Origin of the sequence: Streptomyces sp. ISL-94 (genome assembly GCF_018614075.1) — a bacterium.
Lineage (GTDB): Bacteria > Actinomycetota > Actinomycetes > Streptomycetales > Streptomycetaceae > Streptomyces.
In genome coordinates this window covers 91,361-110,756 of sequence record NZ_JAGGOZ010000002.1, presented here as the reverse complement: position 1 = coordinate 110,756, position 19,396 = coordinate 91,361, and the positions used below count along the sequence as shown (strand labels likewise).

17 protein-coding genes and 1 pseudogene are annotated in these 19,396 nt (G+C 70.7%); 7 read left to right on the top strand and 11 right to left on the bottom strand.

The window, feature by feature from the left end; genetic code table 11:
- The first annotated feature begins 162 nt into the window (after positions 1–162).
- Both rarD and J7E94_RS00580 read left to right on the top strand, forming a co-directional pair.
- Positions 163–1,107, top strand: a complete 945-nt coding sequence (gene rarD / locus J7E94_RS00585) for an EamA family transporter RarD (protein ID WP_215011225.1) — start codon at positions 163–165, stop codon at positions 1,105–1,107.
- A 216-nt stretch (positions 1,108–1,323) separates the two neighbouring features.
- Positions 1,324–2,652 (top strand): M28 family peptidase, encoded by a 1,329-nt coding sequence (locus tag J7E94_RS00580; protein ID WP_215011223.1) that lies wholly within the window; start codon positions 1,324–1,326, stop codon positions 2,650–2,652.
- 12 nt (positions 2,653–2,664) lie between these two features.
- Here the strand turns inward: J7E94_RS00580 and J7E94_RS00575 are convergent, their stop codons facing one another.
- The 4 genes from J7E94_RS00575 to J7E94_RS00560 all read right to left on the bottom strand — a co-directional run bounded on the left by J7E94_RS00575 (position 2,665) and on the right by J7E94_RS00560 (position 5,933).
- A complete protein-coding gene (locus tag J7E94_RS00575) occupies positions 2,665–3,081 on the bottom strand; it encodes a hypothetical protein (protein WP_251055899.1) in 417 nt (138 codons plus the stop codon).
- Entirely contained in the window at positions 3,078–3,281 is a 204-nt protein-coding gene (locus J7E94_RS00570; RefSeq protein WP_251055898.1) for a ribbon-helix-helix domain-containing protein, read from the bottom strand. Before J7E94_RS00570 ends, J7E94_RS00575 begins: the two co-directional genes overlap by 4 nt.
- Positions 3,282–3,424: 143 nt before the next feature.
- A complete protein-coding gene (locus J7E94_RS00565; protein WP_215011219.1) occupies positions 3,425–4,636 on the bottom strand; it encodes a sigma-E factor regulatory protein RseB domain-containing protein in 1,212 nt (403 codons plus the stop codon).
- A gap of 286 nt (positions 4,637–4,922) precedes the next feature.
- Entirely contained in the window at positions 4,923–5,933 is a 1,011-nt protein-coding gene (locus J7E94_RS00560; protein WP_215011217.1) for a polyprenyl synthetase family protein, read from the bottom strand.
- A gap of 285 nt (positions 5,934–6,218) precedes the next feature.
- Between J7E94_RS00560 and J7E94_RS00555 the strand changes: the two are divergent.
- Positions 6,219–8,235, top strand: a pseudogene (locus J7E94_RS00555) (CocE/NonD family hydrolase).
- A gap of 285 nt (positions 8,236–8,520) precedes the next feature.
- Here the strand turns inward: J7E94_RS00555 and J7E94_RS00550 are convergent.
- Complete coding sequence (locus J7E94_RS00550) at positions 8,521–9,339, bottom strand: HAD family hydrolase (RefSeq protein ID WP_215011215.1); 819 nt, start codon at positions 9,337–9,339, stop codon at positions 8,521–8,523.
- Positions 9,340–9,480: 141 nt separating this feature from the next.
- On the opposite strand from J7E94_RS00550, the gene fahA reads away from it, so the two are divergent.
- The 4 genes from fahA to J7E94_RS00530 all read left to right on the top strand — a co-directional run bounded on the left by fahA (position 9,481) and on the right by J7E94_RS00530 (position 12,387).
- Positions 9,481–10,704: a fumarylacetoacetase gene (gene fahA / locus J7E94_RS00545; RefSeq protein WP_215011213.1), complete on the top strand. Its 1,224-nt coding sequence runs from the start codon at positions 9,481–9,483 to the stop codon at positions 10,702–10,704.
- Positions 10,705–10,812: 108 nt separating this feature from the next.
- Entirely contained in the window at positions 10,813–11,058 is a 246-nt protein-coding gene (locus J7E94_RS00540; RefSeq protein WP_374224362.1) for a HEAT repeat domain-containing protein, read from the top strand.
- 94 nt (positions 11,059–11,152) lie between these two features.
- Positions 11,153–11,728, top strand: coding sequence for a hypothetical protein (locus J7E94_RS00535; RefSeq protein WP_215011211.1), 576 nt, complete (start codon positions 11,153–11,155; stop codon positions 11,726–11,728).
- 59 nt (positions 11,729–11,787) lie between these two features.
- Complete coding sequence (locus tag J7E94_RS00530) at positions 11,788–12,387, top strand: Uma2 family endonuclease (RefSeq protein ID WP_215011209.1); 600 nt, start codon at positions 11,788–11,790, stop codon at positions 12,385–12,387.
- A 67-nt stretch (positions 12,388–12,454) separates the two neighbouring features.
- Here J7E94_RS00530 and nuoN read toward each other — a convergent pair whose 3' ends face one another.
- Genes nuoN through nuoI form a run of 6 tightly spaced genes read right to left on the bottom strand, consistent with a single transcriptional unit; the run spans position 12,455 to position 19,394 of the window.
- The gene (gene nuoN / locus J7E94_RS00525) at positions 12,455–14,101 is read right to left on the bottom strand and encodes an NADH-quinone oxidoreductase subunit NuoN (RefSeq protein ID WP_215011277.1); all 1,647 of its coding nucleotides are present in this window, start codon (positions 14,099–14,101) and stop codon (positions 12,455–12,457) included.
- Positions 14,102–14,106: 5 nt separating this feature from the next.
- Complete coding sequence (locus tag J7E94_RS00520) at positions 14,107–15,699, bottom strand: NADH-quinone oxidoreductase subunit M (protein ID WP_215011207.1); 1,593 nt, start codon at positions 15,697–15,699, stop codon at positions 14,107–14,109.
- A gap of 1 nt (position 15,700) precedes the next feature.
- The gene (gene nuoL / locus J7E94_RS00515; RefSeq protein ID WP_215011205.1) at positions 15,701–17,641 is read right to left on the bottom strand and encodes an NADH-quinone oxidoreductase subunit L; all 1,941 of its coding nucleotides are present in this window, start codon (positions 17,639–17,641) and stop codon (positions 15,701–15,703) included.
- A gap of 12 nt (positions 17,642–17,653) precedes the next feature.
- On the bottom strand, positions 17,654–17,953 hold the full coding sequence (gene nuoK, locus J7E94_RS00510) for an NADH-quinone oxidoreductase subunit NuoK (protein WP_007265827.1): 300 nt from the start codon (positions 17,951–17,953) through the stop codon (positions 17,654–17,656).
- Complete coding sequence (locus tag J7E94_RS00505; RefSeq protein WP_215011203.1) at positions 17,950–18,768, bottom strand: NADH-quinone oxidoreductase subunit J; 819 nt, start codon at positions 18,766–18,768, stop codon at positions 17,950–17,952. Before J7E94_RS00505 ends, nuoK begins: the two co-directional genes overlap by 4 nt.
- A complete protein-coding gene (nuoI, locus tag J7E94_RS00500; RefSeq protein ID WP_215011201.1) occupies positions 18,765–19,394 on the bottom strand; it encodes an NADH-quinone oxidoreductase subunit NuoI in 630 nt (209 codons plus the stop codon). The genes J7E94_RS00505 and nuoI overlap by 4 nt, the downstream gene beginning before the upstream one ends.
- Positions 19,395–19,396: the final 2 nt, after the last annotated feature.

The window sequence follows — 19,396 nt, the reverse complement described above, 5'->3', positions numbered from 1 at the left end:
ACATCCAACCCCGGTCTCCGAGGCGATCGCCACCGCGCTCGCCTGAGCCCCGTCGCGCAAGCCCCGGAGGATGTCATGAGTATCTCCAGCCGACGGGCATGACATCCGGCTCCTGCGGCGCTACCGTCATGGAGGTTGGCTGGATGTCGTACAGGAGGCCCCGTGAAGGCGGAGAACGAGCAGCGCACGGGTTTGCTCTACGGATTCGGCGCATACGGACTGTGGGGGCTCGTCCCGCTCTTCTGGCCGCTGCTCATGCCCTCCGGGGCCGTCGAGATCCTCGCCCACCGCATGGTGTGGTCCCTGGCCGTGGTGGGGCTGGCGCTGCTCGCGCTGCGCCGCTGGGGCTGGATACGGGAGCTGGTGCGCCAGCCCCGCAAGCTGGGGCTGACCGCGCTGGCCGCCTCGGTGATCAGCGTGAACTGGGGCCTGTACATCTGGTCCGTCAACAACGGCCACGTCGTCGAGGCGAGCCTCGGCTACTTCATCAACCCGCTGGTCAGCATCGCGATCGGCGTGCTGGTACTGGGTGAGCGGCTGCGCCGCGTGCAGTGGGCGGCGGTCGCCATCAGCTTCATCGCCGTTCTGGTGCTCGCCATCGGCTACGGTCGGCCGCCGTGGATCTCGCTGATCCTGGCCTGCTCCTTCGCGACGTACGGACTGATCAAGAAGAAGCTCAACATGGGCGGGCTGGAGTCGCTGACTGCCGAGACCGCCGTGCTGTTCCTGCCCGCCTTCGGCTACCTGCTCTGGCTGGGCGCGCGGGGCCAGTCCAGTTTCGCCGCGCACGGCCTCGGCCACGCGCTGCTGCTGGCGGCGACCGGGCTCGTCACCGCGATCCCGCTGGTGTTCTTCGGGGCGGCGGCGATCCGGGTCCCGCTGTCCACCCTCGGGCTGCTCCAGTACATGGCCCCGGTGTTCCAGTTCGGGCTCGGCGTCCTCTACTTCCACGAGGCCATGCCGCCCGAGCGCTGGGCCGGCTTCTCCCTGGTCTGGGCCGCGCTCGCCCTCCTGACCTGGGACGCGCTGCGTACGGCGCGGCGGTCCCGGTCCCGGCTCGACGTGCCGGCCCCCGCGGTCGGGGCGCCGGCCCGCGAGCCCGCGTAAGGGCGGCGCCACAGGCGCGCACCCGACTTCCACGATCCCCGCTACGGAACTTCCGTAGCGGGGATCGTCCGTTTTCCGAACAGGCTTGACCGAATTGCACTCTTGACGGAGCGTCACATTCTCGCTGAACATCAAGCTCGCACAGACGCGCTAACGCTCACCTGCTCTATCCCCACTCGTTCCGTCACATCCCCGCGGAATCCCGGAGCCCCCCACATGAGCCTGTCCGTCTCCCGGCACCTCGCTGCCGTGACCGCTTTCGCGGTCGCCGGCCTGTTCGCCGCCACCACTCCCGCCGCACTCGCCTCCCCCGCCGCGGCCCCCGCGGCCGCTGCGGCGCCGACGCCGCCCGACATCCCGCTGGCCAACGTCAAGGCCCACCTGTCTCAGCTCTCGACGATCGCCGCCAACAACGGCGGCAACCGGGCCCACGGCAGGACCGGCTACAAGGCCTCGATCGACTACGTGAAGGCCAAGCTCGACGCGGCCGGTTTCACCACCACGCTGCAGACCTTCACGTACAACAGCGCGACCGGCTACAACCTGATCGCCGACTGGCCGGGCGGCGACCCGAACTCGGTCCTGATGTCCGGCTCGCACCTGGACTCGGTCACGGGCGGCGCGGGCATCAACGACAACGGGTCCGGCAGCGCGGCGGTCCTGGAGGCCGCGCTCGCCGTGTCCCGGGCGGGCCTCCAGCCGACGAAGCACCTGCGCTTCGGCTGGTGGGGGGCGGAGGAGCTGGGCCTGGTCGGCTCGAAGTACTACGTCAACAACCTGCCGGCCGCCGAGAAGGCGAAGATCTCCGGCTACATGAACTTCGACATGATCGGCTCGCCGAACCCGGGCTACTTCGTCTACGACGACGACCCGGTGATCGAGCAGACCTTCAAGAACTACTACGCGGGCCTCGGCATAGCCACCGAGATCGAGACGGAGGGCGACGGCCGCTCCGACCACGCCCCCTTCAAGAACGCCGGCATCCCGGTAGGCGGCCTGTTCTCCGGCGCCGACTACACCAAGACGGCGGCCCAGGCGCAGAAGTGGGGCGGCACCTCCGGCCAGCCCTTCGACTCCTGCTACCACTCCTCCTGCGACAGCCTGTCGAACCTCAACGACACGTCCCTGGACCGCAGTTCCGACGCCATCGCGTACGCGATCTGGAACCTCGGGGCGGCCACGCCGGTCCCGCCGGGCCCGTCCTTCGAGAACACCACGGACGTGAGCATCCCGGACTCCCCGGCCGCCGCGGTGACCTCGCCGATCACGGTCTCCGGGGTCACGGGCAACGCACCCGCCACCACCAAGGTCGACGTGAACATCGTCCACACCTACCGCGGTGACCTGGTGATCGACCTGCTGGCCCCCGACGGCACGGCGTACCGGCTGAAGAACTCCTCCAGCTCGGACTCGGCCGACAACGTCATCGCCTCGTACACGGTCAACGCGTCCAGCGAGGTGGCCAACGGAATCTGGAAGCTCCAGGTCAAGGACGTGGCCGGGCAGGACACCGGCTACATCAACAGCTGGAAGATCACCTTCTAGCCGGCGCGGCCGCTACGTGTCCTCGCTGCCGCCCCGCAGCGAGGCAGGCTGCGGCTCCTGTATCCGGGCGCGCAGCTCCTCGGCCACCGCCCCGATGTCCGCGCGGCCCAGCTTTGCCGCCTCGACCAGATCGCCGAGCACCTCCGGCGAGGGCAGCTGCTTGGCCCCGGCCACGCGCAGGTACGAGCGGGTCGCGGCGGCCGCGTAGAACTCGTTCATCGGGGATTCCAGCGCCGGGCACACCGCGAGGGTGTGCAGAAACGCGGCGGCCCGCCACGCGGTGTCCGGGGCGGGCTGTTCGGGCACCAGGACGAGGTCGTTCTGGTGTCGGGCGACCGCGGCGGCCACCCCGGAGGGGTCCCATACGGCGGGATCGGACGGGAGATGGTGGGCCAGAGCGGTCCAGGCCCACTCCATGGTGATCTTCAATTGCCGAACCGCTCCTGGAAGTAGCCCCAGTGGTCGGCGAACTCCTCGATGCCGGACAGAAAGTTCTTCCGGTCGTCGTCCAGTTCGCGTTCCGTGACCTCGGTGATCAGTGCGGTGACCGTCGTCCCCAGCGCCGCCGCGCGCGCCTTCAGGCGTTCGTGGAACTCTTCGTCCAGGCGGATGGTGACGTGTCTCGACATGGCATCCACCGTACAGCGGGGGTGCTGTACACAGGCGGGGAACGACAGAAGGGTGGCTCGGGACACAGGTCCCGGGCCACCCTTGTGTGCCGATTGCGCCGGTATTGCGGCTACTTCACGGCTACGTCCTGGCTACGTCCTGGCTACTTCGCGGCGGCGTCGGCCGTCTTCACCAGCTGCTCCTTGGTGACCGCGCCGACGTAGACCTTGCCGTCGTCGGTGACCAGGGCGTTGACCAGGCGGGTCGACAGGACCCGGCCTTCGCCGAACTTCCCGGTGACCTTGTCCCCGAGCGAGCTCAGGAACTGCTTGGCCTCCTTCGGGGCGTTCTTGTCGCTCTCCAGATCCTTGAGGCCCTTGCCCGCGCCCGTGTCGAGCTGCGCGACCGTGGCCCATCCCTCGCCGAGCACCTTGACCTCGCCCTTGCCGTCGGCTCCGGCCGTCAGGCCGCCCAGGCCCGGGAAGGACTCCAGAGCCTGCCAGTGCTCCGCTTCCTTGCCCTTGCCGTGCTCCTTGCCCTTCTCGCCGACGCCGTCAGCGCCCTCGGTCACCTTCGCGCCCTTGGGCGGGGTGAAGGCGAAGGTGTCGGCGGACGGCTTGGCGAACTCCACCTTGGTGAAGCCCGCGTCCACGATCGGCTTGCCGCCCTGGGAGGAGAGCAGCTGCACGCGCAGCGGCACGCCGTTCTTGGCGTCCACCGCGATCTGGACCGAACCGACCGTGGAACCGCTCTGCTTGGGCTTGAGCACCAGCTGGTAGGCGTCCCGCCCGGCCACCTGCGCGGTATCGCCGACGCTGACGTCCGTAGTCGGGCCGGCGGCCTTCAGGACGTCCTGGGCCAGCTGCTGCGGCGAGGCGGCGAGCCGGTCGTCCGCCTTGTGCTCGCCCTGTCCCGCGTTCTTCTCGTGGAAGACCTCGTTCGACTTGGAGGCGTAGCCCCACACGTCGTCGCCGTTGTGGACGAGGCTGTACTCGTCCTTGCCGTCCAGGAAGGTGAGCTTCTGTCGGTCCGGGCCGTCGGCGGCGACACGGAAGGTGTGCGTACCGGACGCCAGCTGCGCCACCTTCTCCTCCGGATTGGCGGAGCCGGTCGCGACGCCACCGCCGCCGAGCAGGCCGGTCGCGATCTTGGGCAGGCCCAGGTCGGTGCTGATCCGGGCCGTGCCGGACAGCTCCTGTACGTCCGAGGCCGCGATCTTCTCGATCAGCTGCTGCGCCGACACCTTCGGCAGGTCGGGTCCGCCGGCGTTGGCGAAGGCCGGGACCATCGCGACGGTCGCCGCGGCCACACCTGCCACCGCGAGCGGTACGGCGTACCGGGCGACCTTGCGAGAAGTCTTCGTGTTCGCTGCCATGTCAGTGCCCTGCCCTCTGTGTCGACGGCGGCGACCCCCGTGTCGCCGCGCTCACCCGATCTGGTGGGGTTGATGACTCCATCTGACCAAATCGGCGGCGCGCGGGCGTCAGCCCGCGGAAGCAACTGCGCGTACGACCGTGGGATGACACGGAACGGGCCCTCCTGCCCCGCCCCCTAGGGGTCGAGGGGCGGAAGGGCCCGTTCCATAGTCGTGTGGGGCAGAGGCGGCAGCGGTGGCAGAGGCCGTCACAACGGCCATCGCAGCGGCCGTACCGGACGCGGCGTCAGCCGGCCCGGTGCACCACCGCGTCGCACAGCTCCTCCAGAGCCGACTTCGCGAAGCACTCCGGCAGCGGCGCGAGCGTGGCCCGCGCGTCCTCGGCGTAGCGGATCGTGTCGCGGCGGGCCTGCTCCAGGGCGGGGTGGGCGCGCAGCCGGGTCAGCACCTCGGCGTGGCGGGCGTCGTCCGTCAGGTCGCCGTCCAGGAGCGCCACGAGCTCCAGGTCCTCCGCCCGCCCGTCGCGGGCGGCCATCTCGCGCAGCCGCAGCACGGGCAGGGTGGGGATGCCCTCGCGCAGGTCGGTGCCCGGGGTCTTGCCGGACTCGTGCGCGTCGGAGGCGATGTCCAGGACGTCGTCGGCGAGCTGGAAGGCGGTGCCGAGCCGCTCGCCGTACTGGGTCAGGATGTCGACGACCGACTCGTCGGCGCCGGCCATCAGCGCGCCGAAGCGGCCGGAGACGGCGATCAGCGAGCCGGTCTTGCCGGCGATGACGTCGAGGTAGTGCGCGACCGGGTCGCGGCCGTCGCGCGGGCCGGCCGTCTCCAGGATCTGGCCGGTCACCAGCCGCTCGAAGGCCTCGGCCTGGATGCGTACGGCCTCGGGTCCGAGGTCGGCCAGGATGTGCGAGGCGCGGGCGAAGAGGAAGTCACCCGTCAGGACGGCCACCGAGTTGCCCCAGCGGGCGTTGGCGCTGGCCACTCCGCGGCGGACGTCCGCCTCGTCCATGACGTCGTCGTGGTAGAGGGTCGCCAGGTGCGTGAGCTCCACCACCACGGCGGAGGGCACGATTCCGGGCGCGTGCGGATCGCCGAATCGGGACGCGAGCATCACCAGCAGCGGCCGGAACCGCTTTCCTCCGGCACGCACCAGGTGCTGTGCGGCATCGGTGATGAAGGGGACTTCGCTCTTGGTGGCTTCCAGCAGACCCGCCTCGACGGCGGCCAGTCCGGCCTGGACATCGGTCTCAAGAGCCTGGTCCCGCACGCTCAGTCCGAACGGCCCGACGACGGTCACGAGGGGTACTCCTGTCTGCTGACGATCACGCTGACGATCACCTGGATTGTCGATGTGTCGCTGCCATCACTCAAGCCAGCGTATCGGGTCTGTTTTCGATCACCGAGAGCGCCTGTCCGGTCGCCACCCACGCATCGCCCGAAGCGCACCGGTATGTTCTCCAGGAGCCGAAACGACCGGAGAATGCGCTTTGTCCAGAACTGTGACCGATGCGGAGGAACCCGCCGATCGGCGCACCAGGCACCCCGTCCACTGAGGCCTCAGGCGATTGGCGAACGGATTCCGATGATCATTCGCACCGATTTCCCGTACGAGACCACCCGCGAGGATGTCCGGATCCCGCTGGCCGACGGCGTCGAGCTGTACGCCCGCGTCTGGCGCCCGGTGACCGACGAGCCCGTGCCGGCGCTGCTGGAGTACCTCCCGTACCGGCTCACCGACGGGACCGCGCCCCGCGACTGGCAGCGCCACCCCTGGTACGCGGGGCACGGCTACGCCTCCGTTCGGGTGGACGTACGCGGCCACGGGTGCAGCGGCGGCCTGCCCGGCGACGAGTACGACGCCCGCGAGCTCGCCGACGGGGTCGCGGTGGTGCGGTGGCTGGCCGCGCAGCCGTGGTGCACGGGCTCGGTGGGGATGTTCGGGATCTCCTGGGGCGGCTTCAACAGCCTCCAGATCGCCGCGCTGGCCCCCGAGCCGCTGAAGGCGGTCGTCACCGTCTGCTCCAGCGACGACCGGTACGACAACGACGTGCACTACATGGGCGGCTCGGTGCTGGCCGTGGACATGCACGCGTGGGCGGCCGCCATGCTGGCCTACGCCTCGCGCCCGCCGGACCCGCTGTACGCGGGCGAGCGCTGGCGGCAGCAGTGGCTGGCTGGACCGGCTGGACGCCGTGGAACCCCTGGTCCACACGTGGCTGTCGCACCAGACCCGCGACGGCTACTGGCGCCACGGCAGCGTCTGCGAGGACTACGCGGCGATCGGTGCGGCGGTGCTCGCGGTGGGCGGCTGGCACGACCCCTACCGGGACACCGTGCTGCGGCTGGTGGAGCACCTGCCGCCCGCCCGGGTGCGGGGGCTGATCGGACCCTGGTCCCACCAGTACCCGGACCGCGGGCTGCCGCCGGGGCCGGCGATCGGCTTCCTCCAGGAGACCCTGCGCTGGTGGGACCACTGGCTCAAGGGCGTGGACAACGGCGTGATGGACGAACCGCTGCTCCGCTCCTGGATCAGCGACTCCCACCCGCCTGCGACGGTGTACCAGGAGCTGCCGGGCCGGTGGGTCGGGGACAAGGCCTGGCCCTCGGCGTCGGTCATCCCCGTCGTGTACGGGCTCCAGGGCGCGCCGGTGGCCGTCGCCTCCCCGCAGCACACCGGGCTCGACGCGGGGCGGTTCTTCCCCTTCGGCAACGAAGCGGACCTGCCGCCGGACCAGCGGGAGGAGGACGCGAAGTCGGCCTGCTTCGAGTTCCCGGTGGCGCAGGGGGAGCCGGTGGAGATCCTGGGGCGGCCCTCGGTGACCGTGCGGCTGCGGCTGGACGTGCCGTACGGGCAGGTCGTGGCCCGGCTGTGCGATGTGGCCCCGGACGGGTCGTCGACGCTGGTGACGCGGGGCGCGCTGAACCTCTCCGCCCGGGAGGGGCGGGACCGGGCGGTGCCGTGGCCGGTGGGCTCGTACGAGGACGTCACCTTCGAGCTGAACGGCATCGGCCACGCCTTCGCGCCGGGCCACCGCATCCGGCTGGCCCTGTCCTCCGCCTACTGGCCGTGGATCTGGCCGCGGGCCGGCTCGGAGGCGGGCTGGACCCTGGACCCTGCGGGCAGCGAGCTGACCCTGCCGGTGCGGGCGCCGTCCCCCTCGGACGAGGGGATCATCTTCGAGGCTCCGGAGCAGTCGGAACCGCTGGGGGTGGTCTTCCCGGAGACGCTGGACGAACCGCGTCCGGAGCGGGTGGTCGTACGGGATGTCGCGCGCGGGACGTGGCGGCTGGAGGTGGCCCCGCGGTACGGGGGCTCGCGGGGCTCGCGGGTGTATCCGGACGGGCTGGAGTGGGGCGAGGACGGCACCGAGTCGTACGAGATCCAGGACGCGGACCCGCTGTCGGCCCGGGCCCGGTCGGAGTGGCGGATCCGGCTGCACCGGCCCGAGCTGGGCTGGGACGCGCGGATCGAGACCCGCTCCGAGATCTCGTGCGACGAGGGCGGCTTCATGACGTCGAACGAGGTCGTCTGCCGGGAGGGGGCCGAGGTGGTCTTCCACCGCACGTGGGAACGCCGCCTCCCGCGCACGGCGGGTTAGCCGCCCTGGCGGGCGGCCCTGGGGCTCCGCCCCAGACCCCGCGCCTCAAACGCCGGCGGGGCTGCATGTGCCCGGCGCAGACGCCCGGGTGCGGGCCAAAGATCCGGGGCTCCGCCCCGCACCCCGCGCCTCAAACGCCGGCGGGGCTGGGTTTGTCCGGCGTAGACGCCCGGGTGCGGGTCACAGAAGCCCGCTCGGCAGTACTTGGCAGGGGAGGTCAGCCACATCCAGCCTCGCCGGCGTTTGAGGCGCGGGGTCCGGGGCGGAGCCCCGGGAAGGCGGCGGTCAGGCGAACAGCCGCTCCAGGACCACCGCGATGCCGTCCGCCTCGTTGGACAGGGTCACCTCGTCGGCGACAGCCACCAGCTCGCGGTGGGCGTTCGCCATCGCCACCCCGTGGGCCGCCCAGGCGAACATCGGGATGTCGTTCGGCATGTCGCCGAAGGCGATCGTCCCGGACGCCGGCACCCCAAGCGCGGACGCGGCCCGCACGAGACCGCTGGCCTTGTCGATCCCCGGCGGCTGGAGTTCCACCGTGTGCTCCCCCGCCATCGTCACGTTGACGAGGTCCCCGACCACCGCCCGCGCCACCCGCGTCAGCTCGTCGTCGTCCAGCCGCGGATGCTGGAGCAGCACCTTGTTGATCGGGGCCGACCACAGGTCCGACCGGCTCGGCACCCGCACCGTCGGCAGGTGCGGGTGCCACATCCGGTAGCCCGGGCCCATCAGCATCTCCGCGTCGATCCCCTCCTGGTTGACCGCCGCGTAGACCTCGCCGATCTCCGCCTCGATCTTGCCGAGGGCCACCTCGGCCAGCCCCCGGTCCATGGACACGGAGTGCAGCAGGCGCCCGCGCGCCGCGTCGTACACCTGCGCGCCCTGCCCGCACACCGCGAGCCCCGTGTAGCCGAGGTCCTCCAGGACGTGCCGGACCTGCGGAACGGGACGGCCGGTGACGATGATGTGCTGGGCGCCGGCCGCGCGGGCCGTGGCGAGCGCCGCGTACGAGCGGGCGGAGACGGTGTCACCGGCGCGCAGCAGAGTCCCGTCCAGGTCAGTGGCGATCAAGGCGTAGGGGAGGGCCGGAGGCGGGGCGGAAGTCACGGCGCCAAGGATACGGACCCCCTTGGACAAGTCCTACAAATAGCGCCCGAATCCGGCCTCCCGCAGGCCCCACCTGCCACGTAACGTGTCAACCAGCCCCCGGGACACCCCCGGGCCGCGTCGAAAGCGAGGCAGTACCCCATGCCCCAGCAGAGCCCCCTCGATGTCCCCGAGGGCGACCCGTTCGGGCCGCACAACCTCCCGTACGGCGTCTTCTCGACCGCGCAGGACGGCCGCCGCCGGATCGGTGTGCGGATCGGCGGACACGTCCTCGACGCGGGGGCCGCTGCCATCGCGCTCGGGTCCCCGTACGCCGGGCTGCTCGGGCAGTCCTCGCTCAATCCGCTGCTCGCCGCCGGGCGCACCGCCTGGCGCGACGTGCGCCGCGCGCTGACCGCCTGGGTCACCGACCCCGGCCACCGCCCCACGGTGGAGCCGCACCTCACGCCGCTGGACGCCGTCACCCTGCACCTGCCGTACGAGGTCGCCGACTACGTCGACTTCTACGCGAGCGAGCACCACGCCACCAACGTCGGGCGGATCTTCCGGCCGGACGGGGACGCGCTCACGCCCAACTGGAAGCACCTGCCCATCGGTTACCACGGCCGGTCCGGCACGATCGTGGTCTCCGGGACCGACGTCGTACGGCCCTGCGGGCAGCGCAAGGCGCCCACCGACCCCGCGCCCGTCTTCGGCCCGTCCGTGAAGCTCGACATCGAGGCCGAGGTCGGCTTCGTCGTCGGCACGCCCTCCGAGCTGGGCCGCCCGGTGGCGCTGGGCGACTTCGAGGACCACGTCTTCGGGCTCTTCCTCCTCAACGACTGGTCGGCGCGCGACATCCAGGCCTGGGAGTACGTGCCGCTCGGCCCCTTCCTCGGCAAGTCCTTCGCCACCTCCGTCTCCGCCTGGGTGACCCCGCTGGAGGCCCTGGACGCCGCCCGGGTCGCCCCGCCGGTCCGGGACTTCCCCCTCCTGCCCTACCTGGACGACTCCGCCGTCGACCGCCCCGGCGGCTTCGACCTGCGCATCACCGTCTCCATCAACGGCCAGGAGGTGGCGCAGCCGCCGTTCGCCTCCATGTACTGGACCGCGGCGCAGCAGCTCGCGCACATGACCGTCAACGGCGCCTCCCTGCGCACGGGTGACGTGTACGGCTCCGGCACCGTCAGCGGCCCCGAGACCGGCCAGCGCGGCTCGCTGCTGGAGCTCACCTGGAACGGCCGCGACGCCATCGAACTCGCCGACGGCAAGCGCACCTTCCTGGAGGACGGGGACACCGTCACCCTCACCGCGTGGGCCCCCGGGGCCGACGGCACCCGCGTGGGCCTCGGCGAGGTCACCGGCCGCATCGTGGGATCCAGGTAGTCCACCCTTTGGTCGGCGGGGTGGCGGATCTTTCCGTCGCCCCGCCGAAACCGCAGGTCACAGCCTTGCCCGCGCGCCGTCTGCCCCGCCCCGTACGCCCGCGCCGCCGTGAGGGGGCTGGCTGATCCGGCCTGGCAGGTCCGGGCGGGCGCGGCGGCCGCGCTGTCGGCCGCCGCGCCGCAGACGGCCGTACCGCCGCTGGCCGGCGCCCTGGCCGACGCCAACGCGGACGTCCGCAAGGCGGCGGTCCTCGCCCTGCCGGCCCACCGCGCCACCGAGGAGGCCCGCGCCGCCCTCGCCTCGGCGGTCACCGACCCGGACGCGGACGTCCGCGCGTACGCGTCCCGCGCCTAGGCGGTGTCCGGCCCCCGTTTGGGGGCGTGCCGCGTGCAGGGGCCGGGCCGCCCCGGGATGGTGGACGAAAGCCCTCGAACGGCAGGAGCCCCCCATGTCCCCCCGTCCCCTCAAGGCTGCCTTGACCTGCGCCGCCGCCGCGTCCATAGCCCTCGCCGCCCTCCCCGCGGCCCGGGCCGTGGACGGCCCGGCGCCCGATCCGACCGACCGTCAGGCGATGCTCGACGTGGCGACGGCCTACCGGGTGACGGCGAAGTACGCGGACGAGAGCGCGGCCGTCAAGGACGGCTACGCCCGCACGGATGTGTGCCTGACCAACAAGCGGGGCCCCGGCGCGATGGGCTACCACTACATGAACTGGTCGCGCTGGGGCTCAACGGACCCGACGAAGCCGACGGCCCTGATCTACGGCCCGGAGGAGGGCCCGGGCGGCGGCCGCAAGCTCTACGCCGTGGAGTGGATGGTCTCCGACCCGGACCAGAACCTGACCACCCAGGCCGGCCGCCCCACGATGTTCGGCCTCCCCTTCGACGGCCCGATGCCGGGCCACGAACCGGGCATGCCGGTCCACTTCGACCTCCACATGTGGGCCTACAAGGACAACCCGGCGGGACCCTTCCACAACTGGAACACGGCAATCAAGTGCCCCGGGCATATGACTCACCCATAAGAGCGACTTTCCCGGGAATCCCCGGCGCTACGCTGGTCGGACTCGCGAGACTCCGGCTCATGGGAGCACTGATGAACCCGGAACACAGCTGGCCGATCCCGCCCGCGGGCGGCTGGACTGCCGACGACCTGGACACGCTTCCGAATCTGCCTCCTCACACGGAGCTGATCGACGGGAGCCTGGTTTTCGTGAGTCCGCAGACCCTCTTCCATGCACGAGCGATCAGCTTTTTCGAGCGGCAACTCGAGGCGGTGGTCCCGGACGGCCTGGAAGTCCTCCGGGAGTTCACCATCGACATCGACCGGCTCAACCGGCCCGAGCCCGATGTCATCGTGTGCCGTGAGGACGTGCTCACCGACCTGGCACAGACAAGGTTCGCTGCCGAGGCGGTCCTGCTCGCGGTCGAGGTCACGTCTCCCGAGTCGGTCACCCGCGACCGGGAGACCAAGCCGGTCAAGTACGCCCGGGCCGGGATCCCGCACTACTGGCGTGTCGAGAACCAGGACGGCCGGGCCGTCGTGTACGTATTCGAACGCGAACCGGTCACCGGCACCTACGTCGCCTCGGGTATCTTCCACAACCGGCTGAAGGTCGACGTCCCGTTCCCCGTCGACCTGGACCTCACCACGATCATGCCGACGCGGCGGCGACCCGAATAGCCCCGCAGACGGCGAAGGGCCCGGCCCCCTGTCGAAGGGGCCGGGCCTCGCCCGTGCTGCGGACCGGTCAGCGGACGAACGTGCTCGCCTGCCCCGCCAGGTCCAGGAAGTACTGCGGAGCCACACCCAGGACCAGCGTGACCGCGACGCCCACCGCGATGGTGGTCATCGTCAGCGGCGAGGGGACGGCCACCGTCGGGCCGTCGGCCTTCGGCTCGCTGAAGAACATCAGGACGATCACCCGGATGTAGAAGAACGCGGCGATCGCGGACGAGATGACACCGACCACGACCAGCGCCCCGGCGCCGCCCTCCGCCGCCGCCTTGAAGACCGCGAACTTGCCGGCGAAGCCGGAGGTCAGCGGGATGCCCGCGAAGGCCAGCAGGAAGACGGCGAACACCGCCGCCGTCAGCGGCGAACGGCGCCCCAGACCGGCCCACTTGGACAGGTGCGTGGCCTCGCCGCCGGCGTCCCGCACCAGCGTGACCACCGCGAAGGCGCCGATCGTCACGAAGGAGTACGCGCCCAGGTAGAAGAGGACGGACTTGACGCCCTCCGCCGAGGTCGCGATCACACCGGCCAGGATGAAGCCCGCGTGCGCGATCGAGGAGTACGCCAGCAGCCGCTTGACGTCCGTCTGGGTCACGGCGATCACCGCGCCCGCCAGCATCGTGACGATCGCCACCGCCCACATCACCGGCCGCCAGTCCCACCGCAGCCCCGGCAGGACCACGTAGAGCAGCCGCAGCAGCGCACCGAAGGCGGCCACCTTCGTCGCCGCCGCCATGAAGCCGGTGACCGGGGTCGGGGCGCCCTGGTAGACGTCCGGGGTCCACATGTGGAAGGGGACCGCGCCGACCTTGAAGAGCAGGCCCATCAGGATCAGCGCGCCGCCGATCAGCAGCAGCGCGTCGTTGCCCATGGTGGAGGCCAGCGCCGGGTCGATCCTCGCGACCGTGCCGTCGACCACGTCGGCGATGACCGCGTACGAGACCGAGCCCGCGTACCCGTAGAGCAGCGCGATGCCGAAGAGGAGGAAGGCGGAGGAGAAGGCGCCCAGCAGGAAGTACTTCACCGCGGCCTCCTGTGACATCAGCCGCTGGCGGCGGGCGACGGCGCAGAGCAGGTACAGCGGGAGGGAGAAGACCTCCAGCGCGATGAACAGGGTCAGCAGGTCGTCGGCCGCCGGGAAGATCAGCATCCCGGAGATCGCGAACAGGACCAGCGGGAAGACCTCGGTGGTGGCGAAACCCGCCTTGACGGCGGCCTTCTCGCTCTCGCTGCCCGGCACGGAGGCCGCCTGCGCGGCGAAGGAGTCCACCCGGTTGCCGTGGGCCGCCGGGTCGAGCCGCCGCTCGGCGAAGGTGAAGACCGCGACGATCGAGGCCAGCAGGATGGTGCCCTGCAGGAACAGCGCCGGGCCGTCGACGGCGATGGCGCCCATCGCCGCGATGTGGGCCTTGGTCGACCCGTACCCGCCGGCCGCGAGTCCGACGACCGCCGCGAAGGCCGAGGCCAGCGCGGCGACTGCGAGGAACACCTGGACGTAGTAACGGAACTTGCGCGGTACGAAGGCCTCGACGAGGACTCCGAGGACCGCCGCGCCCACCACGATCAGCGTGGGCGCGAGCTGTGCGTACTCGATCTTCGGTGCCGGGATGCGGTCGACCGGTGCGGCGGCCGCGAGTGTCCACAGGCTGTGGGCAGCAGTCATCGTGCTCACTTCGCCGCCTCCCCGTTCTTGGCTTCGACGTCGACCTCGGGCTTGGGGTCCGTCTGCTTCACGTCCGACATGGTGTGCTCCACCGCCGGGTTGACGATGTCGGTCAGCACCTTCGGGTACACGCCCAGCCCGATCAGCAGCGCGATCAGCGGGGCGACCACCAGCACCTCCCGCAGGCGCAGGTCCGGCATGGTGCGGACCTCCTCCTTCACGGGGCCGGTCATCGTGCGCTGGTAGAGCACCAGGGTGTAGAGCGCGGCCAGCACGATGCCGATGGTGGCGATGATGCCGACGACCGGGTACCGGGCGAAGGTGCCCACCAGGACCAGGAATTCACTGACGAAGGGGGCGAGCCCCGGCAGTGAGAGGGTGGCGAGGCCGCCGATCAGGAAGGTGCCGGCGAGGACCGGGGCCACCTTCTGGACGCCGCCGTAGTCGGCGATGAGCCGCGAGCCGCGCCGCGAGATCAGGAAGCCGGCCACCAGCATCAGCGCGGCGGTCGAGATCCCGTGGTTGACCATGTAGAGCGTCGCCCCGGACTGCCCCTGGGAGGTCATCGCGAAGATGCCCAGGATGATGAAGCCGAAGTGCGAGATCGAGGCGTAGGCGACCAGCCGCTTGATGTCGCGCTGCCCGACCGCGACCAGCGCGCCGTAGACGATGCTGATCAGGGCCAGGACCAGGATCACCGGCGTGGCCCACTTGCTCGCCTCGGGGAAGAGCCCGAGGCAGAAGCGGAGCATTGCGAAGGTGCCGACCTTGTCGACGACCGCGGTGATCAGGACCGCGACCGGGGCGGTGGCCTCGCCCATCGCGTTCGGCAGCCAGGTGTGCAGCGGCCACAGCGGGGCCTTCACCGCGAAGGCGAAGAAGAAGCCGAGGAAGAGCAGCCGCTCGGTGTTGGTCGCCATGTCCAGCGTGCCCGCTGCGCGGGCATCGGCGATCTCCTGGAGCGAGAAGTTCCCGGCGACCACGTAGAGCCCGATGACCGCGGCCAGCATGATCAGGCCGCCGACCAGGTTGTAGAGGAGGAACTTGACCGCCGCGTACGAGCGCTGCGCGGCCGCGTTCTCGTCCGACCCGGAGTGTGCCCGGTCCCCGAAGCCGCCGATGAGGAAGTACATCGGGATGAGCATGGCTTCGAAGAAGATGTAGAAGAGGAAGACGTCGGTGGCCTCGAAGGAGATGATCACCATCGCCTCGACCAGCAGGATCAGGGCGAAGAAGCCCTGCGTCGGCCGCCACCGGGACGAGGACGTCTCCAGCGGGTCGGCGTCGTGCCAGCCGGCCCCGATCACGAAGGGGATCAGCAGCGCGGTCAACGCGATGAGCGCCACCCCGATGCCGTCCACGCCGAGCTCGTAGCGGACGCCGAAGTCGGCGATCCAGGCGCGGGATTCGGTGAGCTGGTAGCGGTCGCCACCCGGCTCGAAGCGGACCGCGACGAGCACGGCCAGGGCCAGTGTCGCCAGCGAGAAGAGCAGCGCGAGCCACTTGGCGGCGGTCCGGCGGGCGGCCGGGACGGCCGCCGTGAGGATCGCACCGGCCGCGGGCACCGCGGCCGTCACCGTCAGCAGGGGAAAGGACATGTCACACCGCCCTCATCAGCAGGGTCGCGGCGATCAGGATCGCCGTGCCCCCGAACATCGAGACCGCGTAGCTGCGGGCGTAGCCGTTCTGCAGCTTGCGCAGCCGGCCCGACAGCCCGCCGACCGAGGCGGCCGTCCCGTTGACCACTCCGTCGACGAGGCTGTGGTCCAGGTACACGAGCGAGCGGGTCAGGTGCTCCCCGCCGCGCACGAGCACGACGTGGTTGAAGTCGTCCTGGAGGAGGTCCCGCCGGGCCGCCCGGGTGAGGAGCGAGCCGCGCGGGGCGACGACCGGTACGGGCCTGCGGCCGTACATCGCCCAGGCGATGGCGGCGCCGACGGCGAGGACGACCATGGTCGACAGCGTCACCGTCATGGCGCTGACCGGCGGGTGGCCGTGCTCGTGCCCGGTGACGGGCTCCAGCCACTTCAGGAACCGGTCGCCGATCCCGAAGAACCCGCCCGCGAACACGGACCCGAAGGCCAGCACGATCATCGGGATGGTCATCGACTTCGGGGACTCGTGCGGGTGCGGCATTTGTCCGGCCACGTGCTCGGTGGCCGGCTCGGCGCTGGGCACCGCGTCCGCGTCGGGGGCGGGCTGCCAGCGCTTCTCGCCGAAGAAGGTGAGGAGCATGACGCGGGTCATGTAGAACGCGGTGATGGCCGCGCCCAGCAGGGCCACTCCGCCCAGGATCCAGCCCTCGGTGCCGCCCTTCGCGAAGGCTGCCTCGATGATCCGGTCCTTGGAGAAGAAGCCGGAAAGGCCCGGGAAGCCGATGATGGCCAGGTAGCCGAGGCCGAAGGTGGCGAAGGTGACCGGCATGTACTTCCGCAGCCCGCCGTACTTGCGCATGTCCACCTCGTCGTTCATCCCGTGCATCACGGAACCCGCGCCGAGGAAGAGGCCGGCCTTGAAGAAGCCATGCGTGACCAGGTGCATGATCGCGAAGACGTAGCCGACCGGGCCGAGGCCCGCGGCCAGGAACATGTAGCCGATCTGCGACATCGTCGACCCGGCGAGGGCCTTCTTGATGTCGTCCTTCGCGCAACCGACGATCGCACCGAAGAGCAGCGTGACCGCGCCCACGACGGTGACCGCCAGCTGCGCGTCGGGCGCCCCGTTGAAGATGGCGCCCGAGCGGACGATCAGGTACACGCCCGCCGTCACCATCGTCGCCGCGTGGATCAGGGCCGAGACCGGGGTCGGGCCCTCCATCGCGTCACCGAGCCAGGACTGCAGCGGCACCTGCGCCGACTTGCCGCAGGCGGCCAGCAGCAGCATCAGGCCGATCGCCGTCAGCGTGCCTTCGGATGTCTTGCCGACCGACGCGAGCACCGGCTCGAAGGCGAAGGTCCCGAAGGTGGTGAACATCAGCATGATCGCGATCGACAGGCCCATGTCGCCGACCCGGTTGACCAGGAAGGCTTTCTTCGCGGCGGTGGCCGCGCTGGGCTTGTGCTGCCAGAAGCCGATCAGGAGGTAGGAGGCGAGGCCCACGCCCTCCCAGCCGAAGTACAGCAGCAGGTAGTTGTCGGCGACGACCAGCAGGAGCATCGCCGCGACGAACAGGTTGAGGTAGCCGAAGAAGCGGCGGCGGCGCTCGTCGTGCTCCATGTACCCGATCGAGTACACGTGGATGAGCGTGCCCACCCCGGAGATCAGCAGGACGAAGGTCATCGACAGCTGGTCGAGCTGGAAGGCGATGTCCGCCTGGAAGCCCTCCACCGGCACCCAGCTGAACAGCCGCTGGTGCAGGGCCCGGTCCTCGGCCCCGCGCCCCAGCATGTCGGCGAACAGGGCCGCGCCGATGCCGAAGGAGACGGCCGCGAGCAGGGTGCCGATCCAGTGGCCGGACGTGTCGAGGCGCCGGCCGCCGCACAGCAGCACCGCCGCTCCGAGCAGGGGCGCTGCCACCAGCAGCGCAATCAGGTTCTCCACTGTGAACGCCCCTTACAGCTTCATCAGGCTGGCGTCGTCGACCGAGGCCGAGTGGCGGGTACGGAACAGCGACACGATGATCGCCAGGCCGACCACGACCTCCGCGGCGGCGACGACCATCGTGAAGAACGCGATGATCTGGCCGTCGAGGTTGCCGTGCATCCGGGAGAAGGTGACGAAGGCGAGGTTGCAGGCGTTGAGCATCAGCTCGACGCACATGAACAGCACGATCGCGTTCTTCCGGATCAGCACTCCGGCCGCGCCGATGGTGAACAGCAGGGCCGCCAGGTACAGGTAGTTGACGGGATTCACTTCGAGGCCTCCTCACGGGAGTCGCGGCCGAGGCGCTCCGAGGAACGCTGCTCCAGTGCCTTCAGGTCGGAGAGCGCCTCACTGGAGACGTCCCGGATCTGACCGCGGGCGCGCAGCGTCTTGTTGACCGTGAGCTCGGACGGGGTGCCGTCCGGCAGCAGGCCGGCCACATCGACCGCGTTGTGCCGGGCGTAGACGCCGGGCGCGGGCAGCGGCGGGAGCTGCACGCCCTCCCGTACGCGCCGCTCCGCCAGCTCGCGCTGGGTGGCGGCCCGCTCGGTGCGCTCGCGGTGGGTGAGCACCATCGCGCCGACGGCCGCGGTGATCAGCAGCGCGCCGGTGATCTCGAAGGCGAAGACGTACTTGGTGAAGATCAGCTGGGCCAGGCCCTCGACGTGTCCGGCGGAGTTGATCCGGCCGAGCCCGTTGAAGTGGGTGAGGTGGGCGTTGCCGATGCCGGCGATGAGCAGGATGCCGAAGCCGAGCCCGCACAGGACGGCCAGCCAGCGCTGGCCCTTGATGGTCTCCTTCAGGGAGTCGGCGGCGGTGACGCCGACGAGCATGACCACGAAGAGGAAGAGCATCATGATCGCGCCGGTGTAGACGACCACCTGGACGACGCCCAGGAAGTACGCCCCGTTGGCGAGGTAGAAGACCGCCAGGATGATCATCGTCCCGGCCAGGCTGAGGGCGCTGTGCACGGCCTTCTTCATCAGGATCGTGGCCAGCGCGCCGATGACGGCGACCGTGCCGAGGACCCAGAACTGGACGGCCTCGCCCGTGGAGGTCAGGGTGGCTGCTGCGAGGGCGCTCACGCCTCCACCTCCTCGGAGACTCCGGCGGCCTCGCCCTGGGCCACGTCACTCTGCGGCACCTCGCCCTTGGAAGCTGCCACCTGCCGGACCGTGCCGGGGGCGGCCCCCGTCACCAGTCCGCGGTAGTAGTCCTGTTCGTCGGTGCCGGGGAACATCGAGTGCGGTGCCTCGACCATGCCCTCGGTGAGGCCGGCGAGCAGCTGCTCCTTGGTGTAGATCAGCGATTCGCGGCTGGAGTCCGCCAGTTCGAACTCGTTCGTCATGGTCAGCGCCCTCGTCGGGCACGCCTCGACGCACAGCCCGCACAGGATGCAGCGGGCGTAGTTGATCTGGTAGACCCGGCCGTACCGCTCGCCCGGGGAGTAGCGCTCCTCCTCGGCGTTGTCCGCGCCCTCCACGTAGATGGCGTCGGCGGGACAGGCCCAGGCGCACAGTTCGCACCCGATGCACTTCTCCAGACCGTCCGGGTGCCGGTTGAGCTGATGCCGTCCATGGAAGCGCGGGGCGGTCGTCTTCTGCTGCTCCGGGTACTGCTCGGTGAGGCGCTTCTTGAACATGGCCTTGAAGGTCACGCCGAAGCCCGCCACCGGGTTCTGCCACTTCTCGCTCTGGTCAGCGTCAGACATCT

Excerpts from the sequence above, each read along its gene's own strand:
- J7E94_RS00580 (WP_215011223.1), top strand. The coding sequence starts at position 1,324 with ATGAGCCTGTCCGTCTCCCGGCACCTCGCTGCCGTGACCGCTTTCGCG.
- J7E94_RS00570 (WP_251055898.1), bottom strand. The coding sequence starts at position 3,281 with ATGTCGAGACACGTCACCATCCGCCTGGACGAAGAGTTCCACGAACGC.
- J7E94_RS00565 (WP_215011219.1), bottom strand. The coding sequence starts at position 4,636 with ATGGCAGCGAACACGAAGACTTCTCGCAAGGTCGCCCGGTACGCCGTA.
- fahA (WP_215011213.1), top strand. The coding sequence starts at position 9,481 with ATGCCCCAGCAGAGCCCCCTCGATGTCCCCGAGGGCGACCCGTTCGGG.
- J7E94_RS00535 (WP_215011211.1), top strand. The coding sequence starts at position 11,153 with ATGTCCCCCCGTCCCCTCAAGGCTGCCTTGACCTGCGCCGCCGCCGCG.
- J7E94_RS00530 (WP_215011209.1), top strand. The coding sequence starts at position 11,788 with ATGGGAGCACTGATGAACCCGGAACACAGCTGGCCGATCCCGCCCGCG.
- nuoN (WP_215011277.1), bottom strand. The coding sequence starts at position 14,101 with ATGACTGCTGCCCACAGCCTGTGGACACTCGCGGCCGCCGCACCGGTC.
- J7E94_RS00520 (WP_215011207.1), bottom strand. The coding sequence starts at position 15,699 with ATGTCCTTTCCCCTGCTGACGGTGACGGCCGCGGTGCCCGCGGCCGGT.
- nuoI (WP_215011201.1), bottom strand. The coding sequence starts at position 19,394 with ATGTCTGACGCTGACCAGAGCGAGAAGTGGCAGAACCCGGTGGCGGGC.